We start from the raw sequence: 22,276 nt of genomic DNA on the forward strand, positions 1-22,276 counted from the left end.
CAAGGAACCGTGACCATGTTCAGGATCACCTCCGTTGTATTCACCGGATTATTGGGGCTGTGCAGCGTTTCATCTGCCGCGCTGGCCGACGGCATCACCGGCGAAGTGGGAGCTGGCATCAGCTATCAACCCAAGGAACCCACCGGCACCCGCTACCAGACCACCCCCGTGCCGTACTTCGATCTGGACTGGGGCGACGTGAGCCTGGGCACCGATGACGGCCTGACCTGGAGCGCGCTGAATACCAACGGTTTCAGCGCCGGCCCGTATATCAATTACCTGTCGGGTCGCACCGCCAACGGTGCGCTCGGCGGCCTGCGGGATGTGTCGAGCATGGCCGAGGTGGGCGGGTTCGTGCAGTACGCACCGGCTGACTTCTGGCGGGTCTACGCCCAACTGGGCCGGGCGGTGGGCGGCGGTCACGATCAGGGCGGCGTGCTCGGCAAGGTCGGTGGCGAGCTGGGGTATCCGCTGGGCGGCGGGATCATTGGCAGCAGCGGCCTGATGGCGCACTTCGCCGACGCTCGTCAAACCAACACGTTTTTCGGCGTGGACAACAACGAAGCTGCGGCCTCGGGCTATAGGCCGTACAACGCCAGCGGCGGCTTCCAGAACGTGACGTTCACCCAGAGTTTCGAGTTTCCCCTGGCAGCTAAATGGTCGCTGCTGACCAGCGCCAGCTGGGTGCACCTGGTTGGCTCGGCGGCGGACAGCAGCATCGTCAAACAGACCGGCGAAGTGAACCAGGGCCAGGTGCAGACGGCGATCAGCTACAAATTCGACTAAGCGCAATGATCGTTGAGCGTTCTTACGCTGTTGATCGTTCCCACGCTCTGCGTGGGAATGCCTCTTGTGACGCTCTGCGTCACGCTTTGGGGACGCGGAGCGTCCCGGGCTGCATTCCCACGCAGAGCGTGGGAACGATCGAGGGCTGCATTCCTTTGCTGCGCGTGGGAACGATCGAGTGAGTCAGTTTTCTTCGCCTTCGGCCAGCAGGGCGATGCCGCCGATAATCACCGCCACCCCCACCCAGTGCAGCAGGCTGATGTGCTCCCCCAGCCCCAGCCATGAACCGAGCAGCACCACCACAAACACCAGTGAGCTCAACGGAAAAGCCAGGGACAGGCTGCTGCGCCGCAGGATCAGCATCCACACGAAAAACGCGCCGATGTAGCAGGCAATCGCCGCCAGAATCGCGGGGTTGCGTGCCACATCGGCCAACCACTGCCAGGTAAAATCCATCTGCCCCAGTTGATCGCCGGCCACCTTGGTAAACAATTGCCCGGCGCTTTCGGTGCAGATCAGCAACGCCCACAGCACCACGGTGCCGAGGCGGTCGTGCAACCAGCCTTGATCGATATTCTGCGTACTCATGCCTGACTCCCGGAAATCGCCACCAACATCACACCCAGCGTGATCACCAGCGTCCCCAGCCAACGCCGACGGCTGACGGTCTCCCCCAGCACCACCTTGCCCGCCAGCACCACGCCGCAATAGGCCAGCGCCGCTGCCGGAAACAACAGGCTCAGGGGCGCGCGGGACAAGGCTTCGAGCCAGACGAAAAACTCGATGACATAGGCGCCGATCCCTGCCCACAACAACGGCGCATTGAACACCTGGCCCCAGAAGGCGTTCAGGCGAAACCCGCCCTCCAACGCCGGCAAACGGTCCAGGCCCATCTTGAAAAACAGCTGGCCGATCACGTCGAGTACGATGGAAAAAGCCACCAGTAACACCACGGCCAGGGTCACGGGAACAACTCCTCAAACAGGTCGATCAGGGCTTCATTGGTCGCGGCATTGCGCTGCAAGTCTTCAGGGCTCCAGCGCTCCGGCGGTGGCTGGTCGGACTTGGCTTCCCAGCGCTTGAACGCATTGCTGAACGCAGGCGCCGCAAACTCGCCGCACACGTCGATGCCGATGATGCGTTTACACGCGGCCAACGCCCGCAGGGCTTGCAGCAAGTGGGTCAAGCGCATGCCGCCCTGGTCCCAGTTGGTAGCGGCGTCTTCACTGGCCAGCACATCTTTGTCGATGGTGATCCAGATCGCCTCGGTGGGCAGGCTGGTGATCATCTGGTCGAGGAACGCGGCCCAGTCCAGCTCCGCCAGGTTGCGCCAATGCAGGTGGTTTTCCTGTTGCTGGTGACCGGCGCCGTCGCCGACCCTGCCCCAGACTTTAGACGGCGGATGCTGCCACGGAAACAGCTGCAATTGCCCGCGCTTGAGGGCGCCGAGGTTGCCGCCGCGCAGTTGCGGGTTATGCAGGTCGTCGCTGCAAGGGCCGAGGGTGACGATACGTTTGATCGCCGGCATTTTCAGCGCGCGGTTGACCCACGAACCACAGTGGCGCTTGGGCGCAAGGCGCACCCAGTCGGGGTGGTTGTCGAAGTGGATCAGGCTGATCGGTTCTTTCAAGTCGGCGAGAAATGCCGGCGTCAGGTGATGATAATCACCGGAGCCGACAAACAGGATTTCCGGCCGCGCATCGGTCGGCCGGGGCCGATGGGCCAGGCGTTCGGCGAAGCGCTTCCAGGTTTTTTCGGTGGACCACAGGCGCAGTTTCGGGCCCAGGTCCAGCAGGTCGATACGCGTGGCACGGCCGCTGGCCAAACGCCGGGCAATCGGCGCCTGGCCTGTGAGGCTGTGGTCGAGGTCAAGAATGTTCAAGGTAATGTTTCACCCCTAATGGCAGCGCCCATCCGCATACCGGATGGGCTTTAGGGGGTCAATGCAAGGGGCGGGCCAGCCGTTCAAGTGAACAGCACTCTTGAAGCCCTCTCCCACATTTTGTTCCGCGTTCGGCTTTAGTTTTTGGCTTCGTTGATGATCTGACGAATCGCGCCGACAAAAGCTTCGGCCGGTTGGCCACCGCTCACGGCGTACTGGTCGTTGAATACGACAGTCGGCACCGAGGTCACGCCACGGGTTATCCACAATTGCTCTTGTTCGCGAACGTCGGCGGCGTATTCGTCGGAGGAAAGAATCTCGGCAGCGCGCTTGATGTCCAGGCCGACGCTCTCGGCGATGGTCGCCAGGGTCGCGTGATCGGATGGGTTCTGCTGGTCGCTGAAGTAAGCCTTGAACAGCGCTTCCTTGAGGTTGTACTGCAAGCCTTCCAGCCCGGCCCAATGCAGCAAGCGGTGCGCGTCGAACGTGTTGTAGATACGGCTCTGGCCGTCGGTACGGAAGGCAAAGCCCAACTCGGCGCCCATGTCACGAATGCGCGCACGGTTGGCCTGGGACTCTTCGGCGCTGGAGCCGTATTTTTCGGTGATGTGCTCGACGATGTTTTGCCCTTCGGCGGGCATATTCGGGTTCAGCTCGAACGGCTGGAAACGGATCTCAGCCTGCACCTCGGCGCCGAGCTGGTCGAGGGCTTCGGTCAGACCGCGCAGGCCGATGATGCACCAGGGGCAGGACACGTCGCTGACGAAATCGATTTTCAGGGGAGTACTCATGGCTAGGCAACCTCGCAGGCATTCTTGTTGGCATTAGCACGCCGTAAAGGTCACCACGATACACCAATGTCACAACACCTTCGAAGGCGCGACCGGTTCAATCTGCGCCCAATGCGCGGCATCCTCGCGATGGGCTTGCAGGTACGGCAACACCGCCGCCAGCAACGGCGCCTTGAACGCTTCCTGAAACCTGTGGGCCAGGCCGGGAATCAGCTTCAACTGGCTACCCTGGATATGCGCGGCCAAGTGCACGCCATGCATCACCGGCAACAACGGGTCGGCAGTGCCATGCACCACCAGCGTCGGCACGCGCAACTGGTTGAGCAGCGGCACGCGGCTGGGTTCCGCGAGAATCGCCATGATCTGGCGCTTCACACCGTCCGGGTTGAAGGCACGGTCGTAGGACAGCGCCGCCTGATGCAGCAACACCTGGCGATCATCCTGCACATTCGGGCTGCCCAGCGCCGCGAGCAAATCGGCCTGTTGCTCCAGTGCAACTTCGCGATTGGGCGCGCTGCGCCGCGACAGCAATTGCACCAGCGCCGCATTCGGTGCCGGCAGGCCTTCGGCGCCGGAGCTGGTCATAATCAGCGTGAGGCTCTCGACCCGTTGCGGCGCCATGGCCGCCAGGTGCTGGGCGATCATCCCGCCCATGCTCGCGCCCAGCACATGGAATTGCTTGACCTGCAAGGCGTCCATCAAGCCCAGGGCATCGTCGGCCATATCGGTCAGGGTGTAGGGCGCAGCCACCGGCAGGCCAAGCTTGTAGCGCAGCACTTCGAAGGTCAGGTTGGCACTGGCCGGGGCCTGGCGCCAAGTGGACAGGCCGACGTCGCGGTTGTCATAGCGGATCACCCGAAAGCCTTGCTGGCAGAGGGCGACCACCACTTCGTCGGGCCAGTGGATCAACTGCCCGCCCAGGCCCATCACCAGCAGCAAGGCAGGGTCAGACGCACGGCCGATGCTCTGGTAGGCGATGCTCACCTGGGCCAGGTCGACGGTTTGGGTCGGAACATTGACATCACATCGAGACGCCGCAAAAGACGGCAGGCTGAACAAAAGAGCAGCCAGTAAAAACAACACGCGCATGAAAAACACCGAAACGCAGAACCCCAGTAGAGCGCGAGTCTGATGAAGTTTGTTCAAGCGCGCTGCCACAGTTACGTGACAGTTTGATTAAAGCCGCTCAACGGTCGAAACCGCCGCCAACGATGTACGCCTTGGCACGCGCGCTACTCACTTTTAATAGGGGGCTGGCCCGATGACTTGCTCTGTGAAACCGGCCTTGCAAAAAGACATGCGGATGTCGACAGTCGCAACAACATGAGACAGACTCACGCTATTCGATTCCGTCTCAAATTTTTCTCATGGAAAGCCCGTGCTCGAAATCCGTCATCTCAAGACCCTGCACGCCCTGCGTGAAGCCGACAGCCTGGTGGAAGCCGCCGAACGCCTGCACCTGACGCAATCGGCGCTGTCCCACCAGTTCAAGGAACTGGAAGAGCGCCTGGGCATGCAGCTGTTCGTGCGCAAGACCAAACCACTGCGCTTCACCAGCGCCGGCCTGCGCCTGCTGCAACTGGCCGACGCCACCCTGCCGCTGCTGCGCGGTGCCGAGCGCGATATCGCCCGCTTGGCCGGCGGCACCGCCGGGCGTTTGCACATGGCCATCGAGTGCCACAGTTGCTTCCAATGGCTGATGCCGACCATCGACCAGTTCCGCGATGCCTGGCCTGAAGTCGAGCTGGACCTCGCGTCCGGTTTCGCCTTCGCGCCGCTGCCGGCACTGGCCCGTGGCGACCTGGACTTGGTCGTCACATCCGACCCGTTGGAACTGCCGGGCATCACCTATGTGCCGCTGTTCACCTACGAAGCCATGCTCGCCGTGGCCAACCAGCACGCGCTGGCGAGCAAGTCGTACATCGTGCCGGAAGACCTGCTCACCGAAACCCTGATCACCTACCCGGTGGAGCGCGACCGCCTGGACATCTTCACCCGCTTCCTGGAACCCGCCGACGTCGAACCGGCCCAGGTACGCACCTCGGAACTGACGGTGATGATGATGCAACTGGTCGCCAGCGGTCGTGGCGTGTGCGGCATGCCGCATTGGGCGCTGCATGAATACAGCTCACGTGGGTACGTGAAGGCCAAGCGGCTGGGCGAGAAAGGCTTGTTTGCGACGCTGTATGCGGGGATTCGCGCGGACATGCTGGATGCGCCGTATATGCGCGACTTTTTGCTGACGGCGAAGGACACATCGTTTTCCACGCTGGATGGCGTCAGCGCGGTTCGCTAGGCCGGGCCCAGGGGGGAATGATCGTTCCCATGCTCTGCGTGGGAACGATCAATGTACTCCGTCTACCCAGCCACAGGTCCTCAGCCGAACCTAAGCTCGCGCCACATATGGATCTTGTCGAAATAATCGACCCCAACCCGCACCGCCAACGGCTCCAACCCGAACTGGATAAAACCGCACCGTTGGTAAAGCGCAAACGCTGCGTCATTACCGGCAGTAACGGTCAGTTGAATCACTTTCAACCGCGGATGCTTGCGTGCTTCATCCAGCGCCGCCTCGACTAATAGGCGCCCCAAACCTTGCTGCTGACAGGCCGCAGTCACATACATGCCAAACAACGTCACCTTGTGCCGCGCCTTTTCCCGAGGTTCATACGCCAGGCCGACAATACCCGCAAGCGCATCCCCATCAAAACCACCCAGCAGCCGATCCAGCGGGCTGTCGATGCGCTTTTCCCACCAACTCAACGGCATCGCCGCACGCTCGGCCACGCTGGACGTAAACGCTTGGGGATAAGCGCCGTACGCCTCCAGCATCAACGCCCGATAAGCCTCGGCATCGCGGGACCCAAGCACACGAATAATCATGCGCTACGACGCTGCTCAAGCATCAGGCGCACGGCCAGGGCCGCCAGCACGAAGCCCATGAAATAGCGCTGCACCGAGAGCCAGGTGGGGTTGTTGATAAACCATCCGGCAATGGTCGCGGCGAACAGCGAAATCAGCAGGTTGACCATGAAGCTCACACTGATCTGGGTGAAGCCGAGCATAAGGCTCTGGGTGAACACCGAGCCGTGTTCCGGGGTGATGAATTGCGGGAAGACCGAGAGGTAGAACACCGCGATTTTCGGGTTGAGTGCGCTGGTGAGAAAACCCATGGTCACCAGTTTTCGCGTCGAATCCGGCGGCAGTTGCTGGGCTTCGAACGGCGAACGTGCGCCCGGCTTCACCGCCTGCCAGGCCAGCCATAGCAGGTACAGGGCACCGGCCCATTTCAACACTTCATACGCCATCGGCACGGCGAGAAACACGGCGGTCAAGCCCGCTGCAGCAGCGAACAGGTGAACGAAGAAACCCGCTACGACGCCCACCAACGACACCACCCCCGCCTTGCGGCCCTGGCAGATAGAACGGGAGATCAGGTAGAGCATGTTCGGCCCCGGCGTCAGCACCAGCAGCAGGGAGGCAGCGGCAAAAATCAGCAACTCGTTTAGCGGGATCACGGTTCAGTCCTTTGAGCTTGTGAGTCAGGCGAGGGTAGTCAGCGATGAACGATAAAACGGCAGGATCAGGTCACGTGTCAAGGGTGCCAAGACGAGGCCACCGTCACCAGCCGGGTCGATCCAGCGCACCTCTTCGATTTCCGCAGCGGGCGTCACCGGCACGTCGATGTGCACCTGGAACAGCTCGGCTTCCACGGTGAAGCCCGGCTCGTTGGCGGCGGGTGCCGAGAAGCGTCCGAGGTATACCGCTTCGTTCGGGTCGATACGCAGGTTCAGCTCTTCGTGCAGTTCACGGGCCAGGGCTTGCACGGGTTGCTCGCCGGCGTCGATCTTGCCGCCCGGTTGCATGAAGGCCTGAGTGCCGCGCTTGCGCACCAGCAGGGTTTGGCCGTCGCCGCCGATCAGGAGGGCTGCGGCGATGCGAATGGTAGACGTCATGGAAAAGCGACCTCGAAAGCAAAGACGCAAGGATCACACGAAGCGTCTCAACCTGAAAGCAGCGCCTCATCCGGCTCTTTGATAAACACGCTGTACTTGGCACCCTCCATGGCTTCAAACGCGATCAACTTGTCCACCAGCGGCAGGTTCAGCACCTTGCCGGCGTTGAGCAGCAACATGCCATTGTCCGCATTGAGGTTACGCGCCAGCACCATCCCTTCGGCCAGCTCGCGGGTGGTCAGCACCTTCACGCTCGGGTCGCCCAAGGTCACGTCACTGAGGAACGCCGAGCACGCCTGCACAAAGTCTTCCACCATGTCCGGGTCGTAGAGCCTGCCGGCATATTTACGGATGTACAGCAGCGCCTCATCGCTGTTCATCTGCCGTTCGAGGACCAACCCCTTTTGCAACTCGATAAAGTCAACGGCCAGCTTCAATAACCGGGAACCCGTTGGAATCAGCTCGCCCTTGAGGTGGTCCGGAAAACCGCTGCCGTCCCAGCGTTCCTGGTGATGGCGGATCAGCCGGGCGGCGTCCTTCATCGGCTCCAGGGTCATCAGCAACGACTCGCTCTGGGTCGGATAAGCCCGATAGCGTTCGCGGTCCGTGCTGTGCAGTTGGTCCGAAGGCGCGATCATCATGCCGTCGCTCCAGCTCAACTTGCCGATGTTGTAGAGCGCTGCGGCCATGGTCAGGTCGCGGGCGCTGGCTTCGTCCATCGACTGGGCCTTGCAGTACACCCGAATCAGCTCGATCAACTGGCGATTGGTCTGTTTCTGCTTGGGCAGCCGCAGGTTGGCCAGCAGCGAAAACACTTCCGTGCCGGTCACGTAGCTGCGCTTGAGTTCATCGTAGGCCAGGTCGAGCATGTCGGCGGTTTGCTGCAACTCGCTGGTACGCGCTATCACGCGCTTTTCCAGGGTGGTGTTGAGGGCCTTGAGCTGGTCGTTCTGCTCACGGGTCAGTTGCTCCAGACGCAGGCGCTCACGCTCGGAATACTGGTGCTCCAGGGACTGGCGCAACGTCAGGAGCATTTCCTCATCGTTCCAGGGCTTGCTGATGTAGCGGTGAATCTGACCTTCGTTGATCGCCTTGATCATCATGCTCATGTCGGCGTAGCCGGTCAGCAGGATGCGCGTGGTGGTGGGGTACAGGCGGTGGGTCTCGGCCAGCAACATCGCACCGTCCATGTTCGGCATGCGCGCGTCGGTCATTATCAGGTCGATGGGCTGGGCGGCCATAATCTCCAGGGCCTGGGCACCACTGCCGGCCAGCAGCACATCATAGGGCTGCCCCCGCAGCAGGCGGCGCAGGCTGTTGAGGATTGATTCTTCGTCGTCCACCAGCAAAATAGTGGGTTTATAGGGGGACGTCGTAGCGAGTAGTTCATCCATGGCGACATCTCCTGGCAATGACACAAAATTGCTTCATTGCGCCCGTTGTGATCCATCGCTGTACATGCACAAGCATTGAGCGCTAGATAAAGACTGGGATAATTGGCGTTGATTTGACGCCAAGTCACCAACTTATTCAAGGGATTCGACTAGACTAGTGGCATGAAGCTATTGTCCGTGGTTGTCTACCGAAGCATTCAAGGTAAGGAAGCCCTATGCGCCAGAATTCGCAGTTGCGCACCTTTCGGTATCAACCGTGAACCCGCGCTCAGAGCGGGCCAATCGACGTATTTTAGTCGTTGATGACACCGCCTCAATCCACGAGGATTTCCGCAAAATCCTGTGTGCCGACGCCACTGGCCGCCAGTCGCTGGACAGTATCGAAGAAACCCTGTTTGGCACCGCCCCGGCCGTGCGGCAGACCTTTTTACTGGATTCCGCCTACCAGGGCGAGGAAGCCCTGGCACTGGTCAACAAATCCCTGGCCGACAACGCGCCCTATGCCCTGGTGTTCATCGACATGCGCATGCCGCCGGGCTGGGATGGCCTGGAAACCATCGAGCGTCTGTGGGAGGTGGACCCCAACCTGCAAATCGCCCTGTGTACGGCCTACTCCGACTATTCCTTCGAAGCCATCGAAGCGCGCCTCAAATACGACGACCAGTTGCTGATCCTGAAAAAACCCTTCGACAATCTGGAAATCCGCCAGATGGCCAGTGCCCTGACCTGGAAATGGCAGCTGGCGCAGGACGCTGCGCTCAAACTGATCGGGCTCGAACGCACGATTGAGGAGCGCGTACAGGAACTGCTCAAGGTTTCGCACCTGCTGCAATACGACGCCCTGACCGAACTGCCCAACAGCACCCTGCTGGGCGACCGGCTGACACAAGCCATTTCAGTCTGCAGGCGTCATGACACGCAATTGGCCGTGATCTTTATCGGACTGGACCGCTTCAAGCGCATCAACAACGCCTTGGGCCACCCGGTCGGCGATGAAATGCTCAAGCAAGTCAGCCAAAGCCTGGTGGCGACGGTGCGCGAGTCGGACTCAGTGTTTCGCTACGGCTCCGATGAATTCGTGTTGATCCTCAACGACATCAAGCACCCCCAGCAAACCCAGTACATTGCCGAAAAACTCCTCGCGGCGGTCAGCACCGCCCGTTATGTGGCCGGTCACGACCTGAGCGTCACCGCCAGCATCGGCATCAGTATTTATCCCAATGACAGTTTCAGCGCCGTGGAATTGATCAAGAAAGCCGAAACCGCCATGCACGCCATCAAGGACCATGGCCCCAACGACTTCAGCTTTTTCATCGACGAGATGAACCTTCGCGCCCAGCAACAGCAGAGCCTGGAAACTGCTATCCGGCTGGCCCTGCAGAACAATGAATTTGTCTTGCATTACCAACCTAAACTGGATTTGACCACCGGGCGGATTGTCGGCGCCGAAGCACTGATTCGCTGGCACCAGCCCGACCATGGCTGGATCTACCCATCAACCTTCATCCCCGTGGCCGAAGACAGCGGCTTGATCGTGCCCCTGAGCCAGTGGGTGTTGCGCGAGGCTTGCGAACAGGCACAAGCCTGGCAAGCGGCTGGCCTGCCCCCGCTGTGTATCTCGGTGAACATTTCGGCAATTGATTTTCGCCAGCGCAGTTTTATCGCCAACCTGGCGGCGATCCTTGAGCGCACGGGCCTGGCGCCCGCTTTGCTTGAACTGGAGATCACTGAGAGTGTGCTGATGCAAAACGTCGAGGACACGCTCACAACGCTGCGTGGGATCAAGGCGATGGGCGTGCGGCTGTCCGTCGATGATTTCGGCACCGGCTACTCCAGCCTCAGCTACTTGCGACGATTTCCCATCGATGTGCTGAAAATCGATCAATCGTTTGTTCGCGGCTTGAGTGACAACAGCAAGGACGCGCAACTGATCGGTGCGATCATCAGCCTGGGTAAAAGCCTCGACTTGAACATCGTTGCCGAGGGCGTAGAAACCATTGAGCAGCTGGAATTTCTCAAGGCCCTGCGGTGTGAGGAGGGCCAGGGTTTCCTGTTCAGTAAGGCCGTGGCTGCCGACGACTTCGCCCTGCTGATGCAAGCCGGGCAACCCAGCCTGATGCCCGACCATTAACCTCTTGCCCCAAGGACTGACCGCTTGAGCCGCACTCCGTCACGCTCGCTTTGCCTGTCGCCACAGGCGCTGGGCCTTGTCATTACCCTGGGGTGCACGGCCGTCATGGCGGCGCCGCTGAATGAACCGCTCAAACCGCTCCCGCCCGAGCCGGCGCTGGATAGGGCAACGGTTGAATTGGGACGCCAGTTGTTCAATGAGAAGCGCCTCTCGGTCAATGGCAGCTTGTCCTGCGCCAGTTGCCATCAACTGGCGACAGGCGGGGCCGACAACAAGCCTTTTTCCCTGGGCTTTGATGGCAAGCCGGTGCGGGTCAATACACCTACCGTGTTCAACGCCAGCCTGAATTTCAAACAGTTCTGGGACGGCCGGGCAACCACGCTTGAGGCCCAGATCGAACAGGTGGTCATCAGCCCGGCGGAAATGGGCAGCGACTGGAAGACCGTGATCGACAACCTGGCAGCCATGCCGCAATACCAGGCGGCGTTCACCCAGGTGTACCCCGACGGCGTGACCGCGGCCAACGTAAAAAATGCGCTGGCGACCTATGAGCGCACGCTGCTCACACCCAACTCGCGCTTCGACCAGTACCTGCTGGGCAACACCGAGATCCTTACCCTCGAAGAAAAATACGGCTACCAGCGCTTCAAGGAGTACGGCTGCATCGCCTGTCACCAAGGTGTGAACATCGGCGGCAACATGTTCCAGAAGTTCGGCGTGATGGGCGATTACTTCAAGGGGCGCGAGCCCGCCGAGACGGACCTGGGGCGCTATCTGGTGACGAAGGATGAAGAAGACCGCAACGTGTTCAAGGTGCCGAGCTTGCGCAACGTCGCGGTCACCGCGCCGTACTTCCACAACGCTTCGGCCAAGACACTGGAAGAAGCCGTCGACGTGATGTTCACCTTTCAACTGGGACGTATCCCCTCCCAGGAAGATAAAGACCGGATCGTCAAATTTCTCAAGACGCTGACCGGCGAATGGGCAGGCAAGCCTTTATGAGACCCTCGCGACGCAACGCTGTCCAATTACTGCTCGGTACCGTGACCGTGTTGCTGGCGTCGGTGCTGGTATTTTTATACATCAAGTCATCCACCGACCAGACCGCCCACTACACGCAATCGCGCGACCTGATTCGCCAGATGCAGCAACTCAATGCCCAGTGGGACAGTGAAGTGCTCAAGGCCCGCATCGCCCTGACTCAAAACTACGACCCCCTGGTAGCGCCGCTGACCGAGATCACCCGGCTGTGGGCCGAACTGCAGGGCCACGCGTCGTATCACGACCCGCAAGACCTGCCGCGCTGGCAAGCCGGCCTGGAGGCTGGCGAGGTTGCGCTGGAGGAAAAAGCGCGGCTGGTGGACCAATTCAAATCCCATAACGCGGTACTGCGTAACTCGCTGGCGTTCCTGCCGACCGCCGAAGACGATATCCAGGCCCAGTTCAACCGGCTGGGCGACGAGGGCCGCATGCAACTGCAAAGCGTGGCTACCGACACCTATGACCTGCTGCTCAGCAGCCTGGAGTTCGCCCAGGTCGCCAGCGACGATCGTGCGGCCGAAATCCTGTTGGGCCTGAACCTGCTGGCCGTGAACAAAGAACAGATGCCGGCTGAATTCCACGTGCCGGTGGACATTCTGAGCAACCACATCGCGCTGATCGTGCGCGAACAGCCGGTGGTCAACTCCTTGCTTGAACGCATTGCCACAGTTCCGGTGGCCGAGCGCCTGGACGACCTGACCACCCACCTCAACCAGGATCAGCAAGCCTCCGACCTGATCGAACAGAAATATCACCATTACCTGCTGGTGTTCTCCACCTTGCTGGTGGCGATGCTGCTGTACCTGGCCATCAGGCTGTTGCGCAGTTTCGCCGAGGTCAACCGCGTCAACCGCGCGCTGCACGCCATCAATACCAACCTGGAACAGCGCGTGGAAGAACGCACCCGTCAGCTCAAGGATGCACAGAGCGAACTGCTCGACAGTGCCCGCCAGGCGGGCATGGCGGAAATCGCGACCAATGTGTTGCACAACGTCGGTAACGTGCTCAACAGCGTGAACATCTCCGCCGACCTGGTCGCCCGCAAGTTGCGCACCAGCAAGGCATTGGGGCTGGGCAAGGCCATGCAATTGATCAACGAACACCCTGACGACCTGGGCACTTACCTGCGCGAAGACGAGAAAGGCAAACTGCTGCCCGGCTACCTCAACCAACTGGTGGAAGCCATCGCCGTCGAGCAACAGGGCCTGACCGACGAGCTGGCGCAGTTGAGCAAAAGTGTGGACCACATCAAGGACATCGTCTCCACCCAGCAATCCTACGCCGGCGTTTCCAGCGTGCTGGAGCCCTTGCATATCAGCGCCTTGATGGAGGACGCCCTACGCATGAACTCCGGGGCGCTGAGTCGCCACCATGTGACCGTGGTCAAGGAATACGCCGAGGTGCCGGAGATAATGGCCGACAAGCACCGGCTGCTGCTGATCATGGTCAACCTGATCAGCAACGCCAAGTACGCCATGTCGAACCTGTCCAACCGCCCTCGGCAGATTACCTTGTCGATCAAGACCGTGGAGGGCAACCTCTTGCAGATCAGCGTCAAGGACGACGGCGAAGGTATCCCCGCCGAAAACATGGCGCGGATCTTCACCCACGGGTTCACCACGCGTAAGGAAGGCCATGGCTTCGGCCTGCACAGCTGCGCCCTGGCCGCCATTGAAATGAATGGCCGCCTGACCGCCCACAGCGACGGGCCGGGCCAGGGGGCCCTGTTCACCTTGCAAATCCCCTTTAACGAAGCCGCAGGCCAAGCATGAATAAACCACCGAACCGGCGCATCCTGCTGATCGACGACACGCCGTCGATCCACGAAGACTTCCGCAAGATCCTCAAGCCGCCCATGGAGCAAAATCACGCCCTGGACGATATGGAAGCCACGCTGTTCGGGGCCAGCGAAAAACTGCAGGGCCTCTCGTTCGAACTGGACTCGGCGTACGGCGGCCAGGAGGGGTTGCAGTTGCTTGAAACCGCCATGGCCGAGCAACAACCGTATGCCCTGGCGTTTGTCGATATGCGCATGCCCCAGGGTTGGGACGGTGCGCAGACCATCGAAGCACTCTGGAAGGTGGATCCGTACCTGCAAGTGGTGGTGTGTACGGCGTACTCGGATTACTCCTGGGAGGAGCTGCTGTTTCGGCTGAAGGCCCACGACCGGCTGCTGATCCTGAAAAAACCCTTCGACAATATCGAAGTCCAGCAAATGGCCAACACCCTAGCCGCCAAATGGGACATGGCGCGGCGCGCGACGTTGCAAACCAGCCACCTGGAACACTTGGTAGAACAGCGCACCCAGGCGTTGACGCTTGCCAGCCAGGCCTTGCAGCTGGAGATCGACGAGCGCAAGCAACTGGAAAGCCAGCTGGTGCAGTCGGAAAAACTCGCGTCCCTGGGCCAACTGGCGGCCGGCGTGGCCCACGAGATCAACAATCCGGTGGGGTTCATTTCCTCCAACCTGGGCGCCCTGGACGGCTACTTCAAACAGTTGCAACAGATGTTGGATGCCTATCGGCAGGCAGAGGCGGCGATGGGCGATGATCAGCTCGAAGCCCTGCGCTTGAGCCTGGACCTGGAGTTTCTCAAGGAAGACATTCCGACGCTGATTCGCGAATCCAAGGAAGGCATTGGTCGCGTGGTGCAAATCGTCAAGGATTTGAAAGATTTTTCCCGGGTGGACAACGATCAGAATTGGCAGTGGGCCAACCTGCAACAAGGCATCGACTCGACCTTGAACATCGTGGCCAGCGAACTCAAGTACAAGGCCGACGTGGTCAAGCGCTATGCGCCATTGCCGGAAATCGAATGCCTGGCCTCACAGATCAACCAGGTGGTGATGAACCTGGTGATCAACGCGGCGCAAGCCATGGGACCGGAGCGCGGGACCATTACCCTCAGCAACGGCGTGGAAGGCGAGAATATCTGGCTGGAAGTGGCGGACAACGGCTGCGGGATTGCCCCGGAGGCGGTGCAGAAAATCTTCGATCCGTTCTTCACCACCAAGCCGGTGGGCGAAGGGACGGGGTTGGGGTTGTCACTCTCCTACGGGATCGTCAAGAAACACCATGGCACGATCTCCGTCAGCAGCGAAGTGGGCAAAGGCACCACGTTCAGGGTGGTGCTGCCCATTCGCCAAACGCTTTAGCCGCAATCACGCCTCAGCTTGTTTCGGACTCGAACCAAACGAAGCAAAACGCTTGTTGAACCCGGCGATCCGGCCTTCGACCTGGGTCTTGCGCTGCTGGCCCGTGTAGATCGGGTGCGAGGCGCTCGACACGTCGAGGGGGATGTAGGGGTAGGTGTTGCCGTCGCTGTGTTGATGGGTGCGGTCGCTGTCGGCGGCGGTGTCGTGGAACAGCACGGTGCGGTAGTCGGGATGGATACCGGTTTTCATAAGGCCTCCGGGGCGTCTGGGTGCATTTGATTTGTTATACAGTAACACAAAAATACGTACCCAAACGAGAACCGATTGCAATAAAAATAGACCCGAAACTTCTATGCCGCTTCCTGAAAGTCCATTTCCGGCGGCTGTTGCGAGAAACCGCGCGTCAGCACACCCAGGTAAACAAGCCCAATCGCCAACCACGCCAGGCCCAGATAAATCGCCAAGTGATCGAGGCTGACCATCAACCACAAGTCCGCCACCAGGCCGATGGCCGGGAACACCAGGAACAGGATCAACTCACGCACACCGCGTTGTTTGGCGCCGATCCAGTAGTGGAAGATCACCGACAGGTTCACCAGGCTGAACGCCAGGAACGCACCGAAGTTGATGAACGAGGTGGAGGTCGTCACATCCAGCTTCAACGCCAGCAATGCCACAACCGCACACAACAGGATGCTGTTGACTGGCGTGCCGAAGCGCGCATGCAAGGTACCGAAAAACGATTTGGGCAACACCCCATCGCGACCCATGGCAAACAGAAGGCGTGAACCGCTGGCCTGTGCCGACAGCCCCGAGGCGAACTGGCCGACGATCAGGCCGATCAGGAAGATCGACACAAACAGATCACCGCCGATGTTGCGTGCGATTTCATACGCCGCCGAGTCCACGTTGGCGAACTCGGATGACGGATGGGCGATCTGCACAAAGTAGGACACCGCTACAAAGATCAACCCGCCGATCAAGGTGATCAACATGATCGCGCGTGGGATGGTACGCCGTGGGTCACGGGTTTCTTCGGTGAGGGTACTGACCGCGTCAAAGCCCAGGAACGAATAGCAGGCAATGGCGGCGCCGCTCATGATCAGCGGTATTTGCATCTGGCCATTGAAGAACGGCGTGATCGTCCACAGCGGCTTGCTGGCATCGCCGCCGAGGTAGTGGATGCAAAGCGCGACAAACGCAATCAGCACCAGAAACTGCACCAGCATCAGCAAGGCGTTGATGCCGTTGGCCAGTTTGAGCCCGACGATATTGATCGCGCTGGTGATGCCGATAAAGGCCAGCACCCAGATCCACTGCGGCACTGCGGGAAAAGCGGAGTTGAGGTAGGCCGCGCCGATCAGCCAGATAGCCATCGGCAGGAACAGGTAGTCGAGCAACACCGCCCAACCGGCGATAAAGCCGAGCTTGGGGCTGATCGCCTTGCGCACATAGCTGTAGGCCGAACCCGCCACTGGGAAGGCCGAGGCCATGCGCCCGTAACTCATCGCGGTGAAAAACATCGCCACGAGGGCGGCGAGGTAAGCGGCGGGGACCATGCCGGCGGTGGATTGAGCGAGGATGCCGAAGGTGCCGAGCACAATGATCGGCGTCATATAAGCGATGCCAAACAGCACCACCGAGCCTAACGAAAGGGTGCGTTGCAAACGAGCCATGAGTGATTCTCCGCTGATTTATTAGATTTATGGCAGAACTGAAGTCGGTGTAGCGGGTGCACTAATTGTTATAGGCATACAGATCACTTTTACCTGTGGCGAGGGCGCTTGCTCCCTCGCCACAACGGCGTCCGTGCCACACGATCGGGTCAGTGTTTCGGGATAAGCAGCTCGCGTGTCCCGTCAGCGTGCTCGATTACCTCACCCGGCAACTTCAAGCGTTGGTCATCCAGATAGCGGTAGTCCTTGCGGGCGGCCATCAGTTGGCCGAGATCCAGCTCGACCGCGAACTGGCCTTCCTCACGCCCCGCTTCGAACAACAAAGTGCCAAACGGGTCGACCAATGCGCTGCCACCGGCAAACAACAACCCGCCATCGCCCTCTTCCACCCGGTTGACCATCAGCGCAAACGCCTGGTTTTCCTGAGCGCGGGCCATGATCGCGGTGCGATGCGTAGGGCCGTACGGGTCCATGTTGCCGTTGGTGACGATCAGTAATTCAGCGCCCAACTGCGCCAGAGCACGGGCGGTTTCCGGGAACTCGATGTCGTAGCAGATCAGCAAGCCGACGCGCACGCCGTTCCACAGGCAAGTGGCGTAGCGATCCCCTGGGGTGAATACGCCACGGTCCGAAGCCCACAGGTGGGTCTTGCGATAGCGCAGGGCGATGCCTTCGGGGGTGATCAGCAAGGTAGTGTTATAGAATTGATCGCCATCGCGCTCGGCCATGCCGATGACCACCGCGATGTTGCCCACGCGGGCAGCCTGGACAATCGCTTGCACCGTGGGGCCATCAACCGGCTCGGCGATGTCGGCGACGGTTTCGGCTGAGGGGAAGCCCATCAAGTGGGTTTCCGCAAAGACGATCAGTTGCGTGTCGACGGCGCAGGCAGCAATTGCCGTCAAGGCGCGCTCAAGGTTGTAAGCTGTGCCGTTATCGCGGCCTGCCAACTGGGCAAATTCGACCTTCATGGGACGTCCTGTTGTTTTATCTGTGGCGCAGTATGCGCAGCCGCACCCCCCGGGGAAATCACGCCGCTGGGGTAACCCTATGGGGGTAGACGAATGATAGTTTCGCTGCAAGACATCGCCTGGCATCGTTCGGTGGGGCAAATGATAGACGCCCTCGACCAGGCCAACTTCTGGACCCAACTGGTGCGTTTGCTGGACCCATATGTGCCGTTCGACAGTTGGGTGGTGTTGCTGTTCAGCAGCGAACACCGCCCGCTGGTATTCGCCGAATGCCCCGGCGCGGATGGTACGCCGGACCATCTGTTCCAGGATTACCTTAACGGTCTCTACCTGCTCGACCCGTTCTACATCGCCAGCCGCGAACACTCGCGCACCGGGCTGTTTCGCCTGGCCGAAGTGGCGCCGGAGCATTTCGAGCTGACCGAATATTACCAGCGCTACTTCCGTCTGAATGTGGTGGCGGATGAGATCCAGTTCAATTGCCATCTGCCTGATGGGCGCACGTTTTGCCTGTCACTGGGCTCACGCAAGCGCTTTGAACCGGAACAGATTGCCTTGCTCTCGTTGATTCAGCCCTGGGTACTGAGCTTGCTGCGCCAGCGTCTGCCCTATGAACTCAACCAGGTCAGCGCCCCGCAGCCGCCGATCCAGAATGATGACTGGGGCGCACACCTCACCGCCCGCGAGCTGGATGTAGGCCGCTTGATGCTCAGCGGTTGCTCCAGCAAGGAAATCGCTCGTAAGCTGGAAATCTCTGTTGAAACCGTGAAAGTCCATAAAAAGCACATGTACAGCAAGCTAGGGATCAAATCCCAGTCAGAGCTGTTCTCGATCTTTCTTCAGGCACAAAACGCCTGAATGAGCCCCGTAGGAGCCGAATTTATCTGGCGCCTACAGCTCCTGATGAGTCCGAACCAAGGTAACCGTATGAGCCTGTCCTTGCTAAGCCGTTATGCGTTCTTTGCCATCTGCGTCATTTTCACCCTCGCCAGCCTCCCTTTTATCGAACATGAATGGCTGTGGCCCTTCACCCTGGTCACAGGCATCCTCAGCCTGATCGGCATTTTCGACCTGCTGCAAAGCCCTCACGCGGTGCGCCGCAACTACCCGATCCTGGGCAATATCCGCTACCTGGTGGAAGCCATCCGCCCGGAAATCCGCCAGTACCTGGTGGAATCCGACAGCGACGCCCTGCCCTTCTCTCGCTCACAACGCTCGCTGGTCTACTCGCGCGCCAAGAACGAAACCGCCGACAAACCCTTCGGCACACTGATCGATGTGTACCAGTCGGGCTTCGAATTCATCGGCCACTCCATGCGCCCGGCGCCGCTAAGCGACCCCAGCGCCTTTCGCGTGATCGTCGGCGGCCCGCAGTGCACGCAGCCGTACTCGGCGTCGGTGTTCAACATCTCGGCGATGAGCTTTGGTTCCCTGAGTGCCAACGCGATCCGCGCGCTGAACCAGGGCGCCAAGCTCGGCAACTTCGCCCATGACACCGGCGAAGGCAGCATCAGCCCCTACCACCGTGAAAACGGCGGCGACCTGACCTGGGAACTGGGCAGCGGTTACTTTGGCTGCCGCACCAGCGACGGCCGTTTCGACCCGGAACGCTTCGCCGTACAGGCGCAGAACCCGCAAGTGCGCATGATCGAAATCAAAATGAGCCAAGGCGCCAAGCCCGGCCATGGCGGCATCCTGCCCAAGCACAAGGTCACCCAGGAAATCGCCGAGACGCGCGGCATCATGATGGGTGAAGACTGCGTCTCGCCGTCACGCCACAGTGCGTTTTCCACGCCCATCGAGCTGATGCAATTCATCGCTCAACTGCGCGAGCTGTCCGGTGGCAAGCCGGTGGGTTTCAAGTTCTGCCTGGGCCACCCGTGGGAGTTCATGGGCATCGCCAAGGCCATGCTGGAGACCGGCATCCTCCCGGACTTCATCGTGGTCGACGGCAAGGAAGGCGGCACCGGCGCTGCGCCGGTGGAGTTCACCGACCATATCGGCGTGCCACTGCGTGACGGCCTGCTGTTTGTGCACAACACCCTGGTGGGCTTGAACCTGCGCGACAAGATCAAGCTCGGCGCCAGCGGCAAGATCGTCAGCGCATTCGATATCGCCAGCGTACTGGCCATCGGCGCCGACTGGGCCAACTCCGCCCGCGGCTTTATGTTCGCCATTGGTTGCATCCAGTCGCAGTCGTGTCACACCAACAAATGCCCCACCGGCGTGGCCACCCAGGACCCGTTGCGTCAACGCGCACTTGTCGTACCGGACAAGGCCCAGCGCGTGTTCAACTTCCACCGCAATACCCTCAAGGCCCTGGCCGAAATGCTCGCCGCCGCCGGCCTCGATCACCCGTCGCAGCTGTCAGCCAAGCACTTGGTGCGGCGCATGTCGGCAACCGAGATCAAGCTGTTCTCGCAGTTGCATGTGTTCCTCAAGCCGGGCGAATTGCTCACCGGCGAGGTCAACGGCGAGTTCTATTCGCGCATGTGGCAGATGGCGCGGGCCGATAGTTTTGAGCCCCATGAAACAGCCGCTGCTTAAAGGATGATTGCCATGCTGAAAGTCATCGCCGAAGACTTTATAAAACCCGAACACCTGGACACCGTAAGGCCGTGGTACGCCGAACTGGTGGAAAAAACCCGCCTGGAACCGCTGTGTATCGCCTACGATCTGTTCGTTGACCAAAAAGACCCCGGGCACTTCATTTTTATCGAGCAATGGCCAGACCAGGCGGCCCTGGATACGCATTGCCAGACTGAACACTTCACCCGGCTGGTGCCACAGATCAATGCGCATCAGGCCAAGCAGTGCCGGGTGTTGTTGATGGATGCGTTTTAACCCCAACTTTTCCCGCTGAACCGGACCACCGACGGCATCGTTGAAACAAGGAGATTCACATGCCGTTTCTGGACTTCGCTGCAATCGCCGCGCAACTGCCTCACAGCTGGACATCCACACGCCTGGGCCAGGTAGGGCCGGCGAGGATCAAGGTGTTGCGCATGGATGAGCAGGCATATGAAGAAGCGACCCATGATTACAACGAGGGTCTGTTAGTGATCGACGGACACTTGCACCTGAGCATCGGCACTGAGCGAATCAACGTGAAAACCGGTCAGATGTACCTTGTGCAAGCCGGCACCGCGCATGGCGTGCTAGCCGGTAGCCACGGCACGTTGGTGATCATTGATATCTAGAGACATTCAGTAATACCCAGCCTTTGCAATTGCTTACAAATACCGCCAACCTGCGCCCGCCCGACGCACGGCGTACGACATCGACGCCGCTTGCCTGTCATTACTCAACCACCAGTTCAAGAGCCCGCTGCCATGCTGAACGGACGCGACCCGCGCATCGATTTTTTTCGGGGCCTGGCGTTGATCTTCATTTTCTGGGATCACGTCCCCCACAACCCTCTCGGCCAGATTACCCTGCGCAATATCGGCTTCAGCGATGCGGCAGAAGTGTTCGTGTTTCTGGCCGGCTATGCCTCGGTACTGGCCTACGGCAAGGTGCTGCAGCGTGAAGGTTACTGGATGGCCTGCTTGAAGATCCTGCGGCGCACCTGGGTGTTGTACGTGGTGCATATCTTCCTGCTGGCGATGTTGATGGGCATCGTGTTCTTCGCCAACAGCCATGTGGAAACCCGCGACCTGGTCGAGGAAATGGGCCTGACGCACTTCGTCACTCACCCACAGCAAGCGCTGACAGACGAGTTACTGCTGCGCTTCAAACCCAACCTGATGGACCCCTTGCCGTTGTATATCGTGCTGCTTGCGGGCCTCTCGGTGGTGTTGCCTTTACTGGTGCGTAAACCCTGGGTGGTGGTCGCGGTGTCGCTGACGGTGTACCTGCTGGCGCCCCATCTGGGCTGGAACCTGAGGGCGATTGCCGACGGTGTGTGGTACTTCAACCCGGTCACCTGGCAGTTGCTGTTTGTGCTCGGTGGCGCGGCGGCGATTCACGGGCAACAACCGCGCCCGCTGGAAACCCGGCCGCTGGCGCGCCAACCGTTGTTTGTGGCGGCGGCGATCTACACACTGGTCGCCGGCGTGCTCACGATCAGTTGGCGCTGGCCCGAGGTGCACGACGCGTTGATGCCGTCCGCCATCAGCGACCTGCTCTACCCGATCAGCAAGACCGACCTGTCGCCCGTGCGCCTCCTGCACTTCCTGGCCCTGGCCTACGTCACCGCCAAACTGCTGCCGGGGCGCGCCTGGACGCAAAACTGGCTGGCACAGCAAACCTGCCGAATGGGGCGTTACTCGCTGGAAGTGTTCTGCCTGGGCGTGCTGCTGGCGCCGTTGGCGGATATGGTCAACGCCCTGGCCGGCGATGCCTTCGCGATACAGATTTTCACCGCGCTGGTGGGCGCCGCGCTGATGGCCGCACTGGCCGCCTGGCTGGAGTTCAACAAGCGCTTGAATCAGCCGGCGCCAGCACCTACCCAGCACTTAAATAGTTAGCCCCGACGCGCAAAAGCGGCATGTT

The 22,276-nt window shown here is 60.4% G+C and carries 23 protein-coding genes; 11 read left to right on the plus strand and 12 right to left on the minus strand.

Going from position 1 to position 22,276, the window contains the following annotated elements; all coding sequences use genetic code 11:
- The first annotated feature begins 15 nt into the window (after positions 1-15).
- Positions 16-786 (plus strand): MipA/OmpV family protein, encoded by a 771-nt coding sequence (locus tag ACR52_RS02675; RefSeq protein WP_048720206.1) that lies wholly within the window; start codon positions 16-18, stop codon positions 784-786.
- Positions 787-969: 183 nt separating this feature from the next.
- Here the strand turns inward: ACR52_RS02675 and ACR52_RS02680 are convergent, their stop codons facing one another.
- The 5 genes from ACR52_RS02680 to ACR52_RS02700 all read right to left on the minus strand — a co-directional run bounded on the left by ACR52_RS02680 (position 970) and on the right by ACR52_RS02700 (position 4,548).
- Positions 970-1,374: a DMT family transporter gene (locus ACR52_RS02680; protein ID WP_048720208.1), complete on the minus strand. Its 405-nt coding sequence runs from the start codon at positions 1,372-1,374 to the stop codon at positions 970-972.
- Entirely contained in the window at positions 1,371-1,751 is a 381-nt protein-coding gene (locus ACR52_RS02685) for a DMT family transporter (RefSeq protein WP_048720210.1), read from the minus strand. The genes ACR52_RS02680 and ACR52_RS02685 overlap by 4 nt, the downstream gene beginning before the upstream one ends.
- Complete coding sequence (locus tag ACR52_RS02690; protein ID WP_048720212.1) at positions 1,748-2,668, minus strand: arginase family protein; 921 nt, start codon at positions 2,666-2,668, stop codon at positions 1,748-1,750. Before ACR52_RS02690 ends, ACR52_RS02685 begins: the two co-directional genes overlap by 4 nt.
- 137 nt (positions 2,669-2,805) lie before the next feature.
- A complete protein-coding gene (locus tag ACR52_RS02695) occupies positions 2,806-3,459 on the minus strand; it encodes a DsbA family oxidoreductase (RefSeq protein ID WP_048720214.1) in 654 nt (217 codons plus the stop codon).
- A gap of 69 nt (positions 3,460-3,528) precedes the next feature.
- Entirely contained in the window at positions 3,529-4,548 is a 1,020-nt protein-coding gene (locus ACR52_RS02700) for an alpha/beta fold hydrolase (protein ID WP_048720216.1), read from the minus strand.
- Positions 4,549-4,837: 289 nt separating this feature from the next.
- On the opposite strand from ACR52_RS02700, the gene metR reads away from it, so the two are divergent.
- Positions 4,838-5,755, plus strand: coding sequence for a transcriptional regulator MetR (gene metR, locus ACR52_RS02705; RefSeq protein WP_048720218.1), 918 nt, complete (start codon positions 4,838-4,840; stop codon positions 5,753-5,755).
- Between the two features lie 80 nt (positions 5,756-5,835).
- Here the strand turns inward: metR and ACR52_RS02710 are convergent, their stop codons facing one another.
- The 4 genes from ACR52_RS02710 to ACR52_RS02725 are packed head-to-tail and all read right to left on the minus strand — an operon-like array spanning position 5,836 to position 8,809.
- Complete coding sequence (locus tag ACR52_RS02710; protein WP_048720220.1) at positions 5,836-6,342, minus strand: GNAT family N-acetyltransferase; 507 nt, start codon at positions 6,340-6,342, stop codon at positions 5,836-5,838.
- On the minus strand, positions 6,339-6,977 hold the full coding sequence (locus tag ACR52_RS02715; RefSeq protein WP_048720222.1) for a LysE family translocator: 639 nt from the start codon (positions 6,975-6,977) through the stop codon (positions 6,339-6,341). Before ACR52_RS02715 ends, ACR52_RS02710 begins: the two co-directional genes overlap by 4 nt.
- Before the next feature lie 24 nt (positions 6,978-7,001).
- On the minus strand, positions 7,002-7,415 hold the full coding sequence (locus ACR52_RS02720; protein ID WP_048720224.1) for an NUDIX hydrolase: 414 nt from the start codon (positions 7,413-7,415) through the stop codon (positions 7,002-7,004).
- 47 nt (positions 7,416-7,462) lie between these two features.
- Positions 7,463-8,809, minus strand: a complete 1,347-nt coding sequence (locus tag ACR52_RS02725) for an HD domain-containing phosphohydrolase (protein ID WP_048720226.1) — start codon at positions 8,807-8,809, stop codon at positions 7,463-7,465.
- A gap of 256 nt (positions 8,810-9,065) precedes the next feature.
- Between ACR52_RS02725 and ACR52_RS02730 the strand changes: the two genes are divergently transcribed.
- The 4 genes from ACR52_RS02730 (at position 9,066) to ACR52_RS02745 (ending at position 15,135) form a co-directional block, all read left to right on the plus strand.
- A complete protein-coding gene (locus tag ACR52_RS02730; RefSeq protein WP_048720228.1) occupies positions 9,066-10,940 on the plus strand; it encodes a putative bifunctional diguanylate cyclase/phosphodiesterase in 1,875 nt (624 codons plus the stop codon).
- 105 nt (positions 10,941-11,045) lie between these two features.
- Complete coding sequence (locus ACR52_RS02735; RefSeq protein WP_082143092.1) at positions 11,046-11,942, plus strand: cytochrome-c peroxidase; 897 nt, start codon at positions 11,046-11,048, stop codon at positions 11,940-11,942.
- On the plus strand, positions 11,939-13,753 hold the full coding sequence (locus tag ACR52_RS02740; RefSeq protein ID WP_048720232.1) for a DAHL domain-containing protein: 1,815 nt from the start codon (positions 11,939-11,941) through the stop codon (positions 13,751-13,753). Before ACR52_RS02735 ends, ACR52_RS02740 begins: the two co-directional genes overlap by 4 nt.
- The gene (locus ACR52_RS02745; RefSeq protein WP_048720235.1) at positions 13,750-15,135 is read left to right on the plus strand and encodes an ATP-binding protein; all 1,386 of its coding nucleotides are present in this window, start codon (positions 13,750-13,752) and stop codon (positions 15,133-15,135) included. Before ACR52_RS02740 ends, ACR52_RS02745 begins: the two co-directional genes overlap by 4 nt.
- Positions 15,136-15,141: 6 nt before the next feature.
- On the opposite strand, the gene ACR52_RS02750 is transcribed toward ACR52_RS02745, so the two are convergent.
- The 3 genes from ACR52_RS02750 to ACR52_RS02760 all read right to left on the minus strand — a co-directional run bounded on the left by ACR52_RS02750 (position 15,142) and on the right by ACR52_RS02760 (position 17,782).
- Positions 15,142-15,384 carry a type B 50S ribosomal protein L31 gene (locus ACR52_RS02750; RefSeq protein WP_048720237.1) on the minus strand — a complete coding sequence of 81 codons (243 nt, stop codon included), beginning with the start codon at positions 15,382-15,384 and terminating at the stop codon, positions 15,142-15,144.
- A 101-nt stretch (positions 15,385-15,485) separates the two neighbouring features.
- Entirely contained in the window at positions 15,486-16,811 is a 1,326-nt protein-coding gene (locus ACR52_RS02755; RefSeq protein ID WP_048720239.1) for an APC family permease, read from the minus strand.
- 149 nt (positions 16,812-16,960) lie between these two features.
- Entirely contained in the window at positions 16,961-17,782 is an 822-nt protein-coding gene (locus tag ACR52_RS02760; protein ID WP_048720241.1) for a carbon-nitrogen hydrolase family protein, read from the minus strand.
- A gap of 93 nt (positions 17,783-17,875) precedes the next feature.
- Here ACR52_RS02760 and ACR52_RS02765 point away from each other — a divergent pair, with 93 nt between their 5' ends.
- The 5 genes from ACR52_RS02765 (at position 17,876) to ACR52_RS02785 (ending at position 22,251) form a co-directional block, all read left to right on the plus strand.
- The gene (locus ACR52_RS02765; RefSeq protein ID WP_048720242.1) at positions 17,876-18,640 is read left to right on the plus strand and encodes a helix-turn-helix transcriptional regulator; all 765 of its coding nucleotides are present in this window, start codon (positions 17,876-17,878) and stop codon (positions 18,638-18,640) included.
- A gap of 69 nt (positions 18,641-18,709) precedes the next feature.
- Positions 18,710-20,329 (plus strand): FMN-binding glutamate synthase family protein, encoded by a 1,620-nt coding sequence (locus ACR52_RS02770; RefSeq protein ID WP_048720244.1) that lies wholly within the window; start codon positions 18,710-18,712, stop codon positions 20,327-20,329.
- 12 nt (positions 20,330-20,341) lie between these two features.
- Positions 20,342-20,626: a putative quinol monooxygenase gene (locus ACR52_RS02775; protein WP_048720247.1), complete on the plus strand. Its 285-nt coding sequence runs from the start codon at positions 20,342-20,344 to the stop codon at positions 20,624-20,626.
- 59 nt (positions 20,627-20,685) lie between these two features.
- Positions 20,686-20,982: a cupin domain-containing protein gene (locus ACR52_RS02780; RefSeq protein WP_048720249.1), complete on the plus strand. Its 297-nt coding sequence runs from the start codon at positions 20,686-20,688 to the stop codon at positions 20,980-20,982.
- A 132-nt stretch (positions 20,983-21,114) separates the two neighbouring features.
- Positions 21,115-22,251, plus strand: a complete 1,137-nt coding sequence (locus ACR52_RS02785; RefSeq protein ID WP_048720251.1) for an OpgC family protein — start codon at positions 21,115-21,117, stop codon at positions 22,249-22,251.
- The last annotated feature ends 25 nt before the right edge of the window (positions 22,252-22,276 follow it).

This window comes from Pseudomonas fildesensis, from assembly GCF_001050345.1.
Lineage (GTDB): Bacteria > Pseudomonadota > Gammaproteobacteria > Pseudomonadales > Pseudomonadaceae > Aquipseudomonas > Aquipseudomonas fildesensis.

Coding starts and splice junctions, on each gene's coding strand:
- ACR52_RS02785 (WP_048720251.1), top strand. CDS start 21,115: ATGCTGAACGGACGCGACCCGCGCATCGATTTTTTTCGGGGCCTGGCG.
- ACR52_RS02740 (WP_048720232.1), top strand. CDS start 11,939: ATGAGACCCTCGCGACGCAACGCTGTCCAATTACTGCTCGGTACCGTG.
- ACR52_RS02710 (WP_048720220.1), bottom strand. CDS start 6,342: ATGATTATTCGTGTGCTTGGGTCCCGCGATGCCGAGGCTTATCGGGCG.
- ACR52_RS02680 (WP_048720208.1), bottom strand. CDS start 1,374: ATGAGTACGCAGAATATCGATCAAGGCTGGTTGCACGACCGCCTCGGC.
- ACR52_RS02700 (WP_048720216.1), bottom strand. CDS start 4,548: ATGCGCGTGTTGTTTTTACTGGCTGCTCTTTTGTTCAGCCTGCCGTCT.
- ACR52_RS02720 (WP_048720224.1), bottom strand. CDS start 7,415: ATGACGTCTACCATTCGCATCGCCGCAGCCCTCCTGATCGGCGGCGAC.
- ACR52_RS02675 (WP_048720206.1), top strand. CDS start 16: ATGTTCAGGATCACCTCCGTTGTATTCACCGGATTATTGGGGCTGTGC.
- ACR52_RS02780 (WP_048720249.1), top strand. CDS start 20,686: ATGCCGTTTCTGGACTTCGCTGCAATCGCCGCGCAACTGCCTCACAGC.
- ACR52_RS02745 (WP_048720235.1), top strand. CDS start 13,750: ATGAATAAACCACCGAACCGGCGCATCCTGCTGATCGACGACACGCCG.
- ACR52_RS02750 (WP_048720237.1), bottom strand. CDS start 15,384: ATGAAAACCGGTATCCATCCCGACTACCGCACCGTGCTGTTCCACGAC.
- ACR52_RS02755 (WP_048720239.1), bottom strand. CDS start 16,811: ATGGCTCGTTTGCAACGCACCCTTTCGTTAGGCTCGGTGGTGCTGTTT.
- ACR52_RS02760 (WP_048720241.1), bottom strand. CDS start 17,782: ATGAAGGTCGAATTTGCCCAGTTGGCAGGCCGCGATAACGGCACAGCT.
- ACR52_RS02775 (WP_048720247.1), top strand. CDS start 20,342: ATGCTGAAAGTCATCGCCGAAGACTTTATAAAACCCGAACACCTGGAC.
- ACR52_RS02765 (WP_048720242.1), top strand. CDS start 17,876: ATGATAGTTTCGCTGCAAGACATCGCCTGGCATCGTTCGGTGGGGCAA.
- ACR52_RS02725 (WP_048720226.1), bottom strand. CDS start 8,809: ATGGATGAACTACTCGCTACGACGTCCCCCTATAAACCCACTATTTTG.
- ACR52_RS02695 (WP_048720214.1), bottom strand. CDS start 3,459: ATGAGTACTCCCCTGAAAATCGATTTCGTCAGCGACGTGTCCTGCCCC.
- ACR52_RS02770 (WP_048720244.1), top strand. CDS start 18,710: ATGAGCCTGTCCTTGCTAAGCCGTTATGCGTTCTTTGCCATCTGCGTC.
- ACR52_RS02735 (WP_082143092.1), top strand. CDS start 11,046: ATGGCGGCGCCGCTGAATGAACCGCTCAAACCGCTCCCGCCCGAGCCG.